General features: G+C 64.1%; 9 protein-coding genes. 6 read left to right on the top strand and 3 right to left on the bottom strand.

What is annotated here, in order from left to right:
- Positions 1-155 precede the first annotated feature (155 nt).
- Together V1293_RS36065 and V1293_RS36060 are read left to right on the top strand one after the other, a co-directional pair.
- Positions 156-6,446, top strand: coding sequence for a HAMP domain-containing protein (locus V1293_RS36065; protein WP_334516560.1), 6,291 nt, complete (start codon positions 156-158; stop codon positions 6,444-6,446).
- A 16-nt stretch (positions 6,447-6,462) separates the two neighbouring features.
- A complete protein-coding gene (locus tag V1293_RS36060; protein WP_334517067.1) occupies positions 6,463-7,953 on the top strand; it encodes an HWE histidine kinase domain-containing protein in 1,491 nt (496 codons plus the stop codon).
- 54 nt (positions 7,954-8,007) lie between these two features.
- Here the strand turns inward: V1293_RS36060 and V1293_RS36055 are convergent, their stop codons facing one another.
- Positions 8,008-8,394 (bottom strand): response regulator, encoded by a 387-nt coding sequence (locus tag V1293_RS36055; protein WP_334516558.1) that lies wholly within the window; start codon positions 8,392-8,394, stop codon positions 8,008-8,010.
- 315 nt (positions 8,395-8,709) lie between these two features.
- Here V1293_RS36055 and V1293_RS36050 point away from each other — a divergent pair, with 315 nt between their 5' ends.
- Entirely contained in the window at positions 8,710-11,484 is a 2,775-nt protein-coding gene (locus V1293_RS36050; protein ID WP_334516557.1) for a PAS domain S-box protein, read from the top strand.
- 67 nt (positions 11,485-11,551) lie between these two features.
- Positions 11,552-12,547: a P1 family peptidase gene (locus V1293_RS36045; protein ID WP_334516556.1), complete on the top strand. Its 996-nt coding sequence runs from the start codon at positions 11,552-11,554 to the stop codon at positions 12,545-12,547.
- A gap of 35 nt (positions 12,548-12,582) precedes the next feature.
- Here V1293_RS36045 and V1293_RS36040 read toward each other — a convergent pair whose 3' ends face one another.
- Positions 12,583-13,341: an EF-hand domain-containing protein gene (locus V1293_RS36040; RefSeq protein ID WP_334516554.1), complete on the bottom strand. Its 759-nt coding sequence runs from the start codon at positions 13,339-13,341 to the stop codon at positions 12,583-12,585.
- A 261-nt stretch (positions 13,342-13,602) separates the two neighbouring features.
- Between V1293_RS36040 and rpe the strand changes: the two genes are divergently transcribed.
- A complete protein-coding gene (rpe, locus tag V1293_RS36035; RefSeq protein ID WP_334516552.1) occupies positions 13,603-14,304 on the top strand; it encodes a ribulose-phosphate 3-epimerase in 702 nt (233 codons plus the stop codon).
- 190 nt (positions 14,305-14,494) lie between these two features.
- Positions 14,495-14,983, top strand: a complete 489-nt coding sequence (locus V1293_RS36030) for a hypothetical protein (protein WP_442894325.1) — start codon at positions 14,495-14,497, stop codon at positions 14,981-14,983.
- 23 nt (positions 14,984-15,006) lie between these two features.
- On the opposite strand, the gene V1293_RS36025 is transcribed toward V1293_RS36030, so the two are convergent.
- Complete coding sequence (locus tag V1293_RS36025) at positions 15,007-16,431, bottom strand: bifunctional serine/threonine-protein kinase/universal stress protein (RefSeq protein WP_334516550.1); 1,425 nt, start codon at positions 16,429-16,431, stop codon at positions 15,007-15,009.
- Positions 16,432-16,433 lie beyond the last annotated feature (2 nt).

Genomic DNA, 16,433 nt, shown 5'->3' with positions numbered 1-16,433 from the left:
TTCCCGCCGCATTGAGCAACGTTGGGCTGAGTTCCATGTCATTGATTTCACGACCTTAACCCTTGTTCCAACTTGATCTGCCGCCGGGGCGGCGGTTCTATTTGTGAAATCGCATTTCAGCCGAAGTGATTTGCGCGAACTGGCCGAGGAAACACATGAGTGATCTTTCCCCTGGGGCATCCCCCTCCGTTCGCCGGGTCGCCAGTCCCAAACCAGCCAGCCCCAACGGCGCGTCCGATCCTTTACAGGACCTGCTGCACGCCCTGCAGGCGATGCGCGCGGGCGATTTCTCGGTACGGATGACCGGCGATCACCTCGGCATCGAGGGCAAGATCGCCGACACCTTCAACGAAATCGTCGCCGCCAACCAGCGAATGGCGCAGCAACTGGAGCACGTCGGCCAGGTGGTCGGGCGCGAAGGCAAGACGCGGCAGCGCGTCAAGTTCGACCTGTCGAGCGGATCGTGGGCGGACATGGAGGGGTCCGTCAACACGCTGATCGACGACCTGCTATGGCCGACCCGCGAAGTCACGCGCGCGGTCGCCGCCGTCGCCCAGGGCAATCTGCTACAGACCGTGCAGCTCGATGTCGACGGCCGCCCACTTGGCGGCGAATTCCTGCAGTCGGCCAACATCGTCAACACGATGATCAAGCAGCTTTCGGTGTTCACCTCGGAAGTGACGCGCGTGGCGCGCGAGGTCGGCACCGAGGGCAAGCTCGGCGGCCAGGCCCAGGTTCCGGAAGTGACCGGCGTCTGGAAGGACCTGACCGAGAGCGTCAACTCGATGGCCAACAACCTCACCGGCCAGGTCCGCAACATCGCCGAGGTCACCATCGCGGTGGCCAATGGCGACTTGTCGAAGAAGATCACGGTCGACGTCCGCGGCGAGATCCTGCAGCTCAAGGAAGCCATCAACACGATGGTGGACCAGCTTCGATCGTTTGCCTCCGAAGTGACCCGCGTCGCGCGCGAGGTCGGCACCGACGGCAAGCTCGGCGGCCAGGCCATCGTCCCCGGCGTCGCCGGCACCTGGAAGGATCTGACCGACTCCGTCAACGCGATGTGCGGCAACCTCACCGCACAGGTCCGCAACATCGCCAACGTCACCACCGCGGTCGCCCGCGGCGACCTCTCGCGCAAGATCACGGTCGACGTCCGCGGCGAAATCCTGGAGCTGAAGGACACCATCAACACGATGGTCGACCAGCTCAACTCGTTCGCCTCGGAAGTGACGCGCGTCGCCCGCGAGGTCGGCACCGAAGGCAAGCTCGGCGGTCAGGCCCAGGTCCCCGGCGTCGCCGGCACCTGGAAGGACCTCACCGACAATGTCAACTTCATGGCTTCCAACCTGACGGCGCAGGTCCGCAACATCGCCGACGTCGCCACTGCCATCGCGGGCGGCGACCTCTCCAAGAAGATCACCGTCAACGTGTCGGGCGAAATCCTGCAATTGAAGGAAACGCTCAACACGATGGTCGACCAGCTCAACGCCTTCGCCGGCGAAGTGACCCGCGTCGCGCGCGAGGTCGGCACCGAAGGACGGCTTGGCGGTCAGGCCAACGTGCTCGGCGTCGCCGGCACCTGGAAGGACCTCACCGAAAGCGTCAACTCGATGGCTTCCAACCTGACGGCGCAGGTCCGCAACATCGCGGAAGTCACGACCGCGGTCGCCAATGGCGACCTGTCGAAGAAGATCACGGTCGACGTGCGCGGTGAAATTCTCGAACTGAAGGACACCATCAATACGATGGTCGACCAGCTCAACGCCTTTGCCGGCGAAGTGACCCGCGTCGCGCGCGAGGTCGGCACCGAAGGCAAGCTCGGCGGCCAGGCCAACGTGCGCGGCGTCGCCGGCACATGGAAGGATCTCACCGACAACGTCAATTCGATGGCTGGCAACCTCACGGCTCAGGTCCGCAACATCGCCGAAGTCGCGACCGCGGTGGCGAAGGGCGACCTGTCGAAGAAGATCACGGTCAACGTGTCAGGCGAAATCCTTCAGTTGAAGGAAACGCTCAACACGATGGTCGATCAGCTCAACGCCTTTGCATCGGAAGTGACGCGCGTGGCGCGCGAAGTCGGCACCGACGGCAAGCTCGGCGGCCAGGCTCAGGTGACCGGCGTCGCCGGCACCTGGAAGGATCTCACCGACAGCGTGAACTCGATGGCCGGCAACCTCACCGCCCAGGTCCGCAACATCGCCGAGGTCGCGACCGCGATCGCCGGCGGCGACCTGTCGCGCAAGATCACGGTCGACGTGCGTGGCGAGATCCTGCAGCTCAAGGAAACGCTCAACACGATGGTCGACCAGCTCAACCGCTTTGCCGGCGAAGTGACGCGCGTGGCGCGCGAGGTCGGCACCGAGGGCCGGCTCGGCGGCCAGGCCAACGTGCCCGGCGTCGCCGGCACCTGGAAGGACCTCACCGACAACGTCAACTCGATGGCCGGCAACCTCACCGGCCAGGTCCGCAACATCGCCGAAGTGACCACCGCGGTGGCGAAGGGCGACCTGTCGAAGAAGATCACGGTCGACGTCAAGGGCGAAATTCTCGAGCTGAAGAACACCGTCAACACGATGGTGGACCAGCTCAACGCCTTCGCCTCGGAAGTCACCCGCGTGGCGCGCGAGGTCGGCACCGAAGGCAAGCTCGGCGGCCAGGCCCAGGTGCCTGAAGTGGCCGGCACCTGGAAGGACCTGACCGACAACGTCAACTTCATGGCCTCGAACCTGACCGCACAGGTGCGCAACATCGCCGAAGTGGCCACGGCCATCGCCGGCGGCGACCTGTCGAAGAAGATCACGGTCGACGTCCGCGGCGAAATCCTGCTGCTCAAGGACACCCTGAATACGATGGTCGAGCAGCTTCGCTCGTTCGCCGCCGAAGTAACGCGCGTGGCGCGCGAGGTCGGCACCGAGGGACGGCTCGGCGGTCAGGCCGTGGTGCCCGGCGTCGGCGGCACCTGGAAGGATCTGACCGACAACGTCAACCTGCTGGCGGCCAACCTCACCACGCAAGTCCGCAACATCGCCGAAGTCACCACCGCCGTGGCCCGTGGCGACCTGTCGCGCAAGATCACGGTGGATGTGAAGGGCGAAATCCTCGAGTTGAAAAACACCATCAACACGATGGTCGACCAGCTCAACGCCTTTGCCGGCGAAGTGACGCGCGTGGCGCGCGAAGTCGGCACCGAGGGCAAGCTCGGTGGTCAGGCGCAGGTCCCGGGCGTCGCCGGCACCTGGAAGGACCTCACCGACACCGTCAACTTCATGGCCGCCAATCTGACCGAACAGGTGCGCGGCATCGTGAAAGTGGTGACCGCAGTTGCTGACGGCGACCTGAAGCAGAACCTGACGGTGAAATCGAAGGGCGAAGTCGCAGCGCTCGCCGACACCATCAACAACATGACCGAGACACTCGCGACCTTCGCCGACCAGGTCACCAGCGTGGCGCGCGAGGTCGGCGTCGAGGGACGCCTCGGCGGCCAGGCCAATGTGCCCGGCGCCGCCGGCACCTGGAAGGACCTCACCGGCAACGTCAACCTGCTCGCCGCCAACCTGACTTCGCAGGTGCGCGCGATCGCCGAGGTCGCGACCGCGGTGACCAAGGGCGACCTGACCCGCTCGATCCAGGTCGACGCCCGCGGCGAAGTGGCCGAACTCAAGGACAACATCAACACCATGATCGGCAACCTTCGTCTGACGACGCAGGTGAATACCGAACAGGACTGGCTGAAGACCAACCTCGCGAGCTTCACCAACATGCTGCAGGGTCAGCGCGACCTCACGACCGTCGGCCGGCTGCTGCTGACCGAGCTGGCGCCGCTGGTCAACGCGCATATGGGCGCGATCTATCAGACCGAGAATGCCGATAGCCCGCAGTTGCGCCTGCTCTCCGCCTATGCGGGCGATAGCGCCAATCCCCACCCGCTGGTCGTTCAATTCGGCGAGGGGCTGATCGGCCAGTGCGCGATGGATAAGCGCCAGCGGCTGGTGGCGGACATCCCGACCGATACGGCGCCGATCAATTCGGCGCTGCTGCGCGTCATTCCGAAGAATCTCGTCGTGCTTCCGGTATTGTTCGAAAACCAGGTCAAGGCGGTGATCGAACTGTCTTCGATCAGTTCGTTCACGACCTCGCAGATGACCTTCCTCGAACAGCTCACCGACTCTATCGGTATCGTGCTCAACTCGATCGAGGCCACGATGCAGACCGAGGGCCTGTTGAAGCAATCCCAGCAGCTGGCCGGCGAACTGCAGACGCAGCAGAAGGAACTGCAGCAGACCAACGAACAGCTTGAACAGAAGGCCCAGCAGCTCGCCGAGCGCAACGTCGAGGTGGAAAGAAAGAACCAGGAAATCGAACAGGCCCGCCGCGCGCTCGAAGAAAAGGCGACCGAGCTTTCGCTGACCTCGAAGTACAAGTCCGAATTCCTCGCCAACATGTCGCATGAGCTGCGTACGCCGCTCAACAGCATCCTGATCCTCGGCCAGCAGCTCACCGAAAATCCGGACGGCAATCTTTCCGCCAAGCAGGTCGAATTCGCCCGCACCATCCACGGCGCCGGCACCGACCTGCTCAACCTGATCAGCGACATTCTCGACCTGTCGAAGATCGAATCCGGCACGGTGACGGTCGATGCCGAGGAGATCCTGACGTCGAGCCTGCTGGAGACGGTTGGACGCCCGTTCCGCCACGAAGCCGAGAACCGCCAACTTTCGTTCAGCGTCGAGGTCGACGAGAATCTCGCCCGCAGCATGGTCACCGACTCGAAACGTCTGCAGCAGGTTTTGAAAAACCTGCTTTCGAACGCGTTCAAGTTCACCGCGGAGGGCGGCGTGAAGCTGAACGTGTCGGCCGCCGTCGGCGGCTGGAGCGCCGAGCACCCGATCCTCAATCACGCGCCCGCCGTGGTCGCCTTCGAGGTGACCGACACCGGCATCGGCATTCCCTTGGAGAAACAGAAACTGATCTTCGAGGCGTTCCAGCAGGCGGACGCCGGCACCAGCCGCAAATACGGCGGCACCGGCCTCGGCCTTGCCATCAGCCGCGAACTCGCAAGCCTGCTTGGCGGCGAAATTCATCTGCGCAGCGCGCCCGGCAAGGGCTCTACCTTCGTGCTTTATCTGCCGCTGAAATATTCCGGTCCGACCGTTGCACCGCGCTCCCCTGCCCCGTCATCCTTCACCCAGGCACCGGCGCTGCAGGCCGCAGCGACCCAGGAGCGGGTCGTCGAGCAGTTGCCGGACGACCGCCTCGACCTCGCCCCCGGAGATACCATCCTCCTGATCGTCGAAGACGATCCGCATTATGCGCGGGTGCTGATCGATCTCGCGCACGACAATGGTTTCAAGGTGCTGGTCGCCAGTCGCGGCGCGGAGGCGCTTGAACTCGCCAAGCAGTTCCAGCCGGCCGCGGTTTCGCTCGACGTGTTCCTGCCGGACATGCTGGGCTGGACCGTGCTGAGCCAGCTCAAGCACAATCCGCTGACTCGGCACATTCCGGTGCAGATCATCACGCTCGACGAAGACCGCCAGCATGCGCTGGCGCGTGGCGCATTCTCCTTCGTCAACAAGCCGACGACGACCGAGGGCGTCAGCGCGGCGCTGTCGCAGATCAAGGAATACGCAAAACCTCGCCGCAAGCGCCTTCTGATCGTGGAAGATAACGCCGCCGAACAGACGAGCATCACCGAATTGCTCGGACACGACGACATCGAGATTCTCACCGCCGACACCGGCGCCGATGCATTGTCGACGCTGCGGAACCAGCCGTGCGACTGCGTTGTGCTGGACCTGCGGCTGCCGGATATGAGCGGCTTCGAGGTGCTCGACCGGCTTCGCAACGACGAGACATTATCGAACGTGCCGGTCGTGGTGTTTACGGGCCGGGAACTTTCCGCCGAGGAGGATGCGGAACTTCATACCATGGCGCGAAGCATCGTGGTGAAAGGCGTCGAGTCGCCGGAACGCCTGCTCGACGAAACGTCGCTGTTTTTGCACCGTGTGATCACGGAATTGCCGGCTGAAAAGCAGAGAATGCTCGAAAAGCTCAATAGCTCCGATGAGGATCTCGTTGGCAAAACCGCACTTCTGGTGGACGATGACGCCCGGAACATCTTTGCGCTGTCGAGCGTATTAGAACGGCGCGGAATGAAGGTGCTGACCGCGACGACCGGCAATGAAGCCATTACGCTGGTCGAGTCCAATCCGAATATCGCAATCGTGCTGATGGATATCATGATGCCGCAGATGGACGGATATCAGACCATCGGCGTTATCCGGCAAAACCCGTCCTTTGGCCGCCTTCCGATCATCGCGCTGACCGCCAAGGCGATGAAGGGCGACCGCGAGAAATGCCTCGAAGCCGGCGCTTCGGACTATCTCGCCAAACCCGTCAATACCGAGCAGTTGCTGCTCGCCATTCGAATGTGGCTCCACCGCTGACCGGCGTAAGCAGATGATGGACCAGGAAAAGGTAAACATTCTTCTGGTGGACGACCAGCCGGCGAAGCTGCTCGCCTATGAGGTTATCCTGAAGGAACTCGGCGAGAACCTGGTCAAGGCTTCGTCCGGGCGCGAAGCGCTTGAGTTCCTGCTCAAGAACGACGTCGCGATCATCCTGGTCGACGTCTGCATGCCGGAACTGGACGGGTTCGAACTGGCCGCGATGATCCGCGAACATCCCCGCTTCCAGAAGACGGCGATGATATTCATTTCCGCCATACAGGTCAGCGACATCGACCGGTTGCGCGGCTACGAAATGGGCGCGGTCGACTATGTTCCGGTGCCCGTCGTGCCGGAGGTGTTGCGCGCCAAGATCAAGGTGTTTGCGGAGCTCTATCGCAAGACGCGCCAGCTCGAGCGCCTCAACGTCGAGCTCGAAGACCGCGTTCGCGCCCGTACCGCCGAACTGGAGGAGTCTCACACAAGGCTGCTGGAAAGCGAACAGCGCCGCAGCCTCGCGATCGCCGCGGGCAAAATGGGGTCCTGGGACTGGGACTGGGTCAACGGCGACTGGATGTGGGACGAAGGCCAGTATCAGATTCTCGGCATCGAACCCGGCAAATTCGAACTGACTCCGGCCAATATCCAGGCGCTGTTTCACCCCGACGACGTTCAGATGCTGCATGAGGCGTGGGCCGGTTTTGCCAGAGGTGCGAAATCCTACGAGGCGGAATTCCGTATCAGGCGGCCGAACGGCGAGGTGCGCTGGTGCGCGGGAACGGCGGCGGCGAGCACCGACAAGGGCGGCCGCGTGATCCGCGTCAGCGGCGTCACCGTCGATATCACCGAGCGCAAACAGGCCGAGGAGCGGCAGAACCTGCTGGCGCGGGAGGTCGATCACCGCGCCAAGAACGCGCTGGCGCTGGCGCAATCCATTGTCCGCCTGACGCGCGGCGAGAACGTGAAGACCTACATCCGCTCGGTCGAAGGACGGATCAACGCGCTGGCGCGGGTGCACACCGTGCTTTCGCTGTCGAGCTGGCAGGGCGCCGAAATAAGGAAGCTGATCGTCGAGGAGCTGGCGCCCTATTCCACCGGCGAACAGATCGACTTGTCCGGTCCGGAGGTCCAACTCGAGCCGGCAACAGCCCAGACCGTCGCGCTGGCGCTGCACGAACTCGTCACCAATTCGGCGAAGTACGGCGCCCTGTCGGCGCTGGCGGGCCGGCTGTCGGTGAGCTGGGAAGACCAGGCAGGCGTTCTCAAGATCCTATGGGTGGAGACCGGCGGGCCGCCGGTCGTGAGACCGGTGTCGCGAGGGTTCGGGACCAGAAGCGTGATCGCCAGCATCGAGTCGCAGCTCGGTGGCCAGGCGGCATTCGATTGGCGCCCGGAAGGTCTCGTTTGTTGCCTCTCGGTCCCCCTGCCGCAACGGCAGTTTGCCGCCGATCCGGTTTCGCTGCCCGAGGCTGCCGACGGCAATGGCCGGCGACGCGCCGAGCGGTAACCGCGGCGCCTGACGGAGCAGCGATGAAAGCCGTTGCGCTATGCCGGACGAAACCTATCGCGCAGCACCGGCCGATTGCCGGTGCGATCCCTGCGCCGCCTCGATCGCGCGCATCAGATCCGGCGGACGAAACGGCTTCTGCAGACAGACGACGCCGGAGAGCTCAGGCGCTTCAGACAGAAAGTCCAGCGCGGTCATTCCTGAAATCGCGACGACGGGCAGGCCCGGCACGCGCCCGCGCAGTGTTGTAATCAGTTCGGAACCGTTGGTGCCCTGCAGAAAGATATCGACGATCGCAAGGTCGAAGCTTGATTCCTCGAACAGCTTCAGCGCGGCTGCGGCGTTCTCTGCCTCGACGATTTCGAAACGATGGATGCGCAGCACGATGGAAATCATCGTACGAACGTCGGCCTGGTCGTCAACAATAAGCACGCGGGGCATCGAAGCCCCCCGGATCGATCGAGTGGCAGCCTACGTTTAAATTCGTCGATTTCGGCGGTTCCGCAGGGTTTATTCAGCCGGTCGGTAAAGAGGCGGTTACCCTGTCGCCGCGTTTCCCTCCCGGCATCATCAGGTAATATATAACCTTGGGTTGATTCCTCTCGAGGCGTCGTTAGCTTACCCTTCGGGCTTCCAGCGGCGTCGATACCAGCAGCTCCAAGTATCGGCTGGACGTCCGGCCGCGCCGGATGAATTGTTTTCGCGCGTTGAAGCTTTCGCCATGGCGCGTTCGCTGCCAGTTTGCCGGAGACGACAATGGGTGACGAGCGCAACATCTTTCTTTCGAACATGCCGGCGACCCGCCGCGATCGCATGCCCGCACTCGCCGTCGTCGTTGTCTCGGCCGTGCTGTTCGTCTGCGCCGTGCCGTTTGCCGGCGTGGCGCTTACTCCGATCCCGGCATTCATTGCGAGCTATCAGTCCGCGCTGGCCATCAACGACCTGATCACCGCCGTCCTGCTGTTTTCGCAGTTCGCGGTTTCCCGCTCGCGGGCGCTGCTGCTGCTCGCCAGCGGATATTTGTTTACGGCCATGGCGGCCATCGTCCACGCCCTGACCTTTCCCGGCCTGTTCGCGCCCGGCGGGCTGCTCGGCGCGGGAACGCAGACCACCGTCTGGCTCTACATGATCTGGCACGGCGTATTTCCGCTGCTCGTCCTCGGCTATGCCTTGCTGAAGGCAAGGGCCAACGAGCCGAAGGTACAGGGCTCGACCGGCGCGGCAGTCGTTACAAGTATCATTGCGGTCAGTGTCGCGATGGCCGCGTTCACCTGGATCGTCACCGGGCAACACGACCGGCTACCGATTCTGCTGAGCGGCGGCCATTACACGCCCGTCATGCTCGCCGTGGTCTCGACCGTATGGTGCCTCAGCTTCGCTGCGTTGGTGGTGCTGTGGCTTCGCAGGCCGCACTTCGTCCTCGACGTCTGGCTGATGGTGGTGATGTGCGCCTGGCTGTTCGACATCGCCCTGTCGGCGATCCTGAACGTGGCGCGATTCGACGTCGGCTTCTATCTCGGCCGCATCTACGGCCTTTCCGCCGCGAGCTTCGTGCTCGCCGTCCTGCTGGTCGACAATGTCGGCCTGCAGGCCAAGCTGGCTCGCCTGCTCGGAATGGTCCGCCGGGAAGCCGCCTCCGAGCGACGTCTGCGCACCGAACGCGAAAGCCTGTTCAGCGCGGTCGTGGAATCGTCCAACGACGCCATCATCACCAAATTGCTTGATGGCACCATTACCGGCTGGAACGGCGCCGCCGAACGCCTGTTCGGCTTCACGGCGGCGGAGGCGATCGGCAAGAGCATCAACATCATCGTCCCCCCGGACCGGCAGGACGATGTACGCAATATCATCGAACGGACCCGCCGGGGCGAGCCGGTTGAACCTTTCGAGACGTCGCGCGTGCACAAGGACGGCCGCACCCTCGACGTTTCGCTGAGCATCTCCCCGATCCGCTCGGCCTCCGGCAAGATCATCGGCATCTCCAAGACCGCGCGCGACATCACCGAAAGCAAGCGGACGGAGGATGCGCTCAACCAGGAAATCGAGGAGCGGCGGCGCATCTTCGAATCCTCGAACGACCTGATCTTCGTCACCGACTCCGCCGGCAACTTCATCCAGGTCAGCCCGAGCGTCACCGCCATTCTCGGCTATCAGCCGTCGGACATGGTCGGACGCAGCGCGATCGAATTCATTCACCCCGACGATCTCGAACACACCCGCAGAGAGATGCGGGCGGGACGACGTGGGCAAAGCAAGCGCAATTTCGAGACGCGCTATGTCAACAAGGAGGGCAAGGCCGTCGCGCTGAACTGGACCGGAAACTGGTCGGAGCCGGTCCGCCGCCACTTCTTCATCGGGAGAGACCTGACCGAAAAGCAGGCCGCGGAAGCGCAGTTGCGGCATGCGCAGAAGATGGATGCGGTCGGCCAGCTCACGGGTGGCGTCGCGCACGACTTCAACAACATCCTGACGGTGATCACAGGCACCATCGGCATTCTGGAAGAAGCCGTCGCCGATCAGCCCCAGCTCGCCGCCGTCGCCAAGCTGATCGACGAAGCCGCCGAACGCGGCGCCAACCTGACCAGGCATCTCCTTGCCTTTGCCCGCAAGCAGCCGCTGCAGCCTGTTGAAGTCGACGTCAACGCGCTGGTGCTGGAGTCCGCGAAGCTGCTGCACCCGACGCTTGGCGAAAACATCGAAATCACGCCGCTTCTGGCCGAGGATGCATGGACCGCGCTGGCCGATCCGAACCAGCTCGCCGCGGCCGTGCTCAATCTGGCAATCAACGCGCGCGACGCCATGCCCAATGGCGGCAAGCTCGCGCTCGAGACCAGCAACGTCTTTCTCGACGAAAACTACGCGAGCCTGCACAGCGAGGTCGCGCCCGGCAATTATGTGATGATCGCGGTCAGCGACACCGGCTCCGGAATCCCGCCCGCGCTGCTCGAACGGGTATTCGAACCCTTTTTCACGACCAAGGAGGTCGGCCGAGGCACCGGCCTTGGCCTCAGCATGGTGTTCGGCTTCGTCAAGCAGTCGGGCGGACACGTCAATATCTACAGCGAGGAAGGCCACGGCACGTCCGTCAAGATCTACCTGCCGCGGGCCACGGGACTGCACCAGACCGCCGCGGAAGCGCAGGTCTCGGCTGACATCGAAGGCGGCATCGAAACCGTCCTCGTCGTCGAGGACGATTCGCTGGTGCGCCGCTACGTGATGACCCAGATCGAGAGCCTGGGCTACACCACGCTCGAGGCGGCCAACGCTTCCGACGCCCTGCAGATCGTCGACAATGTCGCCACCATCGACCTGCTTTTCACCGACGTGATCATGCCCGGCAACATGAACGGCCGCCAACTGGTCGACGAGGCCCTGAAGCGGCAGCCGGGCCTCAAGACGCTGTTCACCTCGGGCTATACCGAAAATGCCATCGTCCATCACGGCCGGCTGGATTCAGGCGTGCTGCTGCTGGCAAAGCCCTATCGCAAGTCCGAGCTTGCCAGGATGATCAGGCTGGCGCTTGCCAGTTGAAGCATTCCCGGCGGCTGATATATCCGTGGGACACCCAGATCGATGCAGCCCCCCACGGACCGGCGCCTTGAAAAACCTGCTCACCGATATTGCCGGCGTTAGCGTCGGCCACGCCCACGACGCGGCCATCGCCTCCGGCGTCACCGCGATCATTTTCGACACTCCCGCGGTGGCATCCATTGACGTGCGCGGCGGCGGCCCCGGCACCCGTGATGACGCGATGCTCAAACCCGAGAGTACGGTCGAGGCGATCGACGCCATCGCGCTTTCCGGCGGCTCGGCGCTCGGACTGGATGCCGCCGGCGGCGTACAAGCCTGGCTTGCCGAACAGGGCCGCGGGCTAAGAATCCGCGAGGCGGTTATTCCGATCGTTCCGGGCGCGATCTGCTTCGATCTGCTCAACGGCGGCAACAAGGCATGGGGACGCTTCCCGCCCTATCGCGATCTCGGCTACGCCGCGGCATGTGCGGCGAGCGGCGATTTCGCGCTGGGCAGCGTCGGTGCCGGCCTCGGCGCGACGACTGCCAATTTGAAGGGCGGCCTTGGCTCGGCTTCCGCGCAAACCGAAGGCGGCGTCACCGTCGGGGCCCTCGCCGTCGTCAACGCCGTCGGCAGCGTGACGGTCGGCGACGGGCCATGGTTCTGGGCGGCGCCGTTCGAAACCGCCAACGAATTTGGCGGGCGCGGACTGCCGCCCGCGTTCACGCCGGACATGCTGAGCGCACGCCTCAAGGGCGGCCCGGCTGCGGCGTCTTCGGAAAACACCACGCTGGTGGTCGTGGTCACAGACGCCGTGCTGACAAAAGCGCAGGCCAAGCGGCTGGCGATGATCGCGCACACCGGCATGGCGCGCGCCATCTATCCCGTCCATGCCACGACGGATGGCGACGTGGTCTATGCCGCCGCGACCGGCAAGAAGCCGATCGATCCGCTGTCCGGCCTCACCGAACTCGGCATGGTGGCCGCCAACACGGTCGCGCGTGCGATCGCGCGCGGCGTCCATAGCGCGACCGCGCTACCCTTTCTGGGTGCGCTACCGGCGTGGAGCGATCGCTTCGGCTAGGTCGCAGTCCGAAGGGATCTCGCCGGGTCTTGTGTTCAGACGCTCACCGAGAGCGATGAAGTGGCGGCCGATGAAATCTGCTGGGCCTGCCGCTGGATCATCTGCTCGATGAAATTGTAGGACGATGCCGCTGATGTGGATGAGCTTTTTCCCGCGGCCGACGTCATCGTCACCTTCGATCCGTCCGCATAGGTCAGCGATGTCGTCACCGAACCGTCGCTGTTGGTGACGGAGGTGGTGGAAGCGCCCTGCAGCGCCTGCGACAACGGATCGGAATTTGATCCGTCGTCGTTGCCGGCAGCGTTGCTCGCCTGATCGTGGTGGTGCTTCTTGCCGCCCTTCAGCGCCGACGCCAGCTCCTTGAGACTGACCGAACCGTCGCCGTCCTTGTCAAGCTTGCCGAACACGCTGTCGGCCTGCGTGAGATTGGTACCCCCGGCGCCGAGCGCAGTTTCGAATTCTTCCTTGCTGATCTTGCCGTCGCCGTCGCCATCGATCTGGCCGAACAGGTCCTTCAGCGCGGCGGAGCGGCTCTTGGACGCCGTTGTCGATCCTGCCGAGGACTGGCTCTGTGCGTCGAGCAGCGCGCTCATGGTTTCCGGCGAAATCTGCGAACAGCCGCTGCCGCCCGAGCCAGTTCCCGTGCCGATCGAAGCCGAACCATTCGAGGATGACAGACCGAACGTGCTTGCAGCGTCCTGGCTGACGCCGGTGGTTTTCGCAGACGATTTCGACGATGTCAGCGCCTTGAGGGCATCGAGGGCCGATGACGCAGCGCCCAGAGCAAAGAACATGGCAGAACTCCAACAAGGCCGAATGCATGGCGGCCGACAGTTCGTACGTGGCCCTTTCTCAGCAAGCGCCGTGCCATTCAGAAAAACCCAATAAAACCAGGCTTTCCTGCATCCGATTCCGTCCGGCAACCCGGCAATAGCTGCCCGCCGCGGCAGATTTTTCCCGCCCACAGGAGAGCGAGACCCGCCGCATTGCCCCCGGCCCTCCCCCCATGTTACGCGGGGCCATTCCGCCCCTCGAAGAGATTTGGGAAAGCGCACATGTCTCAGCAATTTGCGTCGCGTCCCCTGGTCATCGCGCCATCGATCCTGGCGGCGGATTTCGCCAAACTGGGCGAAGAAGTCCGCGCCGTGGACGCGGCGGGCGCCGACTGGATCCATCTCGACGTGATGGACGGGCATTTCGTGCCCAACATTTCCTACGGCCCCGACGTCATCAAGGCGATGCGCCCGCACACCAAGAAGATTTTTGACGCCCACCTGATGATCTCGCCTTGCGACCCCTATCTCGAAGCGTTTGCAAAAGCCGGCTGCGATCATATCACCGTGCATGCCGAGGCAGGCCCGCATCTGCATCGCTCGCTGCAGGCGATCCGCGCGCTCGGCAAGAAGGCCGGCGTCTCGCTCAATCCGGGCACGCCGGCGAGCGCGATCGAATATGTCATCGACCTGATCGATCTGGTGCTTGTCATGTCGGTCAATCCCGGCTTCGGCGGCCAGGCCTTCATCAAATCCGCGCTCGGCAAGGTCAGCGACATCAGGGCGATGACCGCGGGACGTCCGATCGACATCGAGGTCGATGGCGGCGTGGCGCCGGATGTCGCGGGACAGTTGGCCGCCGCCGGCGCGAACGCGCTGGTCGCGGGCTCCGCGGTGTTCAAGGGCGGCACATTGGAGGCCTACAAGACCAACATTTCCGCCATCCGTCACGCGGCGGCGCTGGCGCGCGGCGAAGCGGTCTGACGCGCACAAGCGTGTCCCGCGCGCCGAACCACTCCTTATGCCGGCACGACCAACCAGGCATGAATGAACTCCGATACACGATATTTTCCGCGATATTTTCCTTGGGCTTACGCCGGCTATTGACCGAAGCACTTCAACCCGGCGAGCGCGTGCGTCGCAGCGAGTAGCGAGCAGGAAAGCCACAGCAGGCGTGCCTGCGGGCCACGGAACCCGAAAGTCCACGCTCCGGCCACAAAGCTTCACGCATCTCGCCATAAAGGCAGACCAGCATCCCGCCTTTCACGGATGGGACGAAAATATGATCAAGGCCTACACCGCAGCCGCCATGCTCCTGGTACTCGCGCCCTCCGCCGCGCTCGCGCAGCGCGCTGGCGATGCCGCACTGGGCGCGGTAGCCGGTGCGGTCGTGCTTGGCCCAGTCGGGGCCGTCGCCGGCGCCTTCGTCGGCTATACGGCGGGGCCTTCGATATCGCGGTCGTGGGGACTGGAAGGCTCGCGCTCGTCGCGGCACCGCAGGCAGTCCTCAAGGGACAGCGTGCGCGGCGCCCGGGCGGAAGCCGTAAGCCCTGCAGCCAACTCCGCCGGTCAGGCAGAACGGAGCGGCCGCGCCACCAGCTATCCTGTGCCGAACCCGCCGCGTTCAGCCAGCAAGCTGCCGCCCGTCCAGACCCTCGACTGAGCGCACGCGCTGCTGATCCGGCCCTAGCCACCTTCCTGCACCGGCACAGTCGCCGACCGCGGCGGCCGCACCACCGTCACGGTGCAGGCGGCCTCGGCCGCGACCTTGGCTGACACGCTGCCCAGCAACGTACGCATCATCGAATTCTGCCGCGCGCCGATTACGATGTGATCGACATGATTGACCCTGGTGAATTCCAGGATCGCGGCGGCGGGATCGATGGCCTCCAGCACGTGCACCGTGAACCGGCTTTCATCCAGTTCCAGCGGCTGCGCCCAGTGCCGCAGCGCGACCATGCGATCGATATGCTTGTTGTTGCCCTGCTCGTCGAGCGTCCTGTCGATGGTGATGCGCCCGAGCTTGAGCACGTTGAGGCAGGCGAGCCGCGCCGACGGCAGTGTCGAAAGTAGCAGTGCGGCGGTGCGGCGCAGGCATTCGTTGAGCGTTCCCGACGCCTCCTCGGTGTCGATCGCAACGACCACGATCGGTCCCGACGCCAGTTGGACCGCGACGTCGGATTTCGGCTGCGGCAGCGTCACGCCGCGATTGAAGCGGCGGCGCCACACCGTAGAGAGCGGATCGCGCTGCAGTCGTTCTGCGCGCGCCGTCAGCTTGACCTGTTCGGGATGGGCCAGTTCGAACGCCAGTTGCGACGCCGTCGGATGCCGCCACACCGGCTCGATCTCGAGGCACCGCAGCACGATTTCCTGCAGCCACGGCGGATAATCGGCTCTTAGCTTGCGCGGCGGATAGGGATCGCGCCACAGCCTCCGGCGCATGCCGCGCAGTGTTTCGCTCTCGCCGAACGGCCGCTCGCCGGTGGTGAAGAAATACAAGAGCACGCCGAGTGAAAACAGGTCGCTGCGCGGATCGTCGCGGACGCCGAGCAGGCGCTCCGGCGCCATATAGGGCGCGGTGCCATAGGGCAGACGAAATTCCTCCTGCAGCAGGTCCGGCAACTGGTTGTGATGCGACAGGCCGAAATCGATCAGCACGCATTCGCCCGATAGCCGGAACATGATGCTGGACGGCTTGATGTCGTGGTGAATGACGTTCTGCCGGTGCAGATCGGCCAGCACGGTCGCGATCTTTCCCCCGATCACCCTCGCCTCTTCGTAAGGAAGCGGCAACTCGTCGATCCGGCTATAGAGCGTCTTGCCGGGAATGCGCTCCATGACGACGTAAGGCTGCCAGTCGAAATCGCCGGTGCCGAAACAGCCCGGCACGTGCACACCCGCCAGCCGCGGCACGATCATCTGCTCCATCTCGAAGCTAACGATGGCTGCCGGGTCTTCGCCCTCGGCAACCTGCGGGACCTTCATCAACAGCGGCACATTGATGCCGGGATGGGTCACCGTCCACAGCGTCGCCATGCCGCCGTGGTGAACGCGCTCCCCGATGGTGAAGCCGTCAAGTTCCGCGCCGGGTGCGATTGCAGGCTTCGCCATCC

Source organism: Bradyrhizobium sp. AZCC 1693 (assembly GCF_036924745.1).
Taxonomy (GTDB): domain Bacteria; phylum Pseudomonadota; class Alphaproteobacteria; order Rhizobiales; family Xanthobacteraceae; genus Bradyrhizobium.
This window is presented reverse-complemented; position numbering and strand designations above follow the sequence as displayed.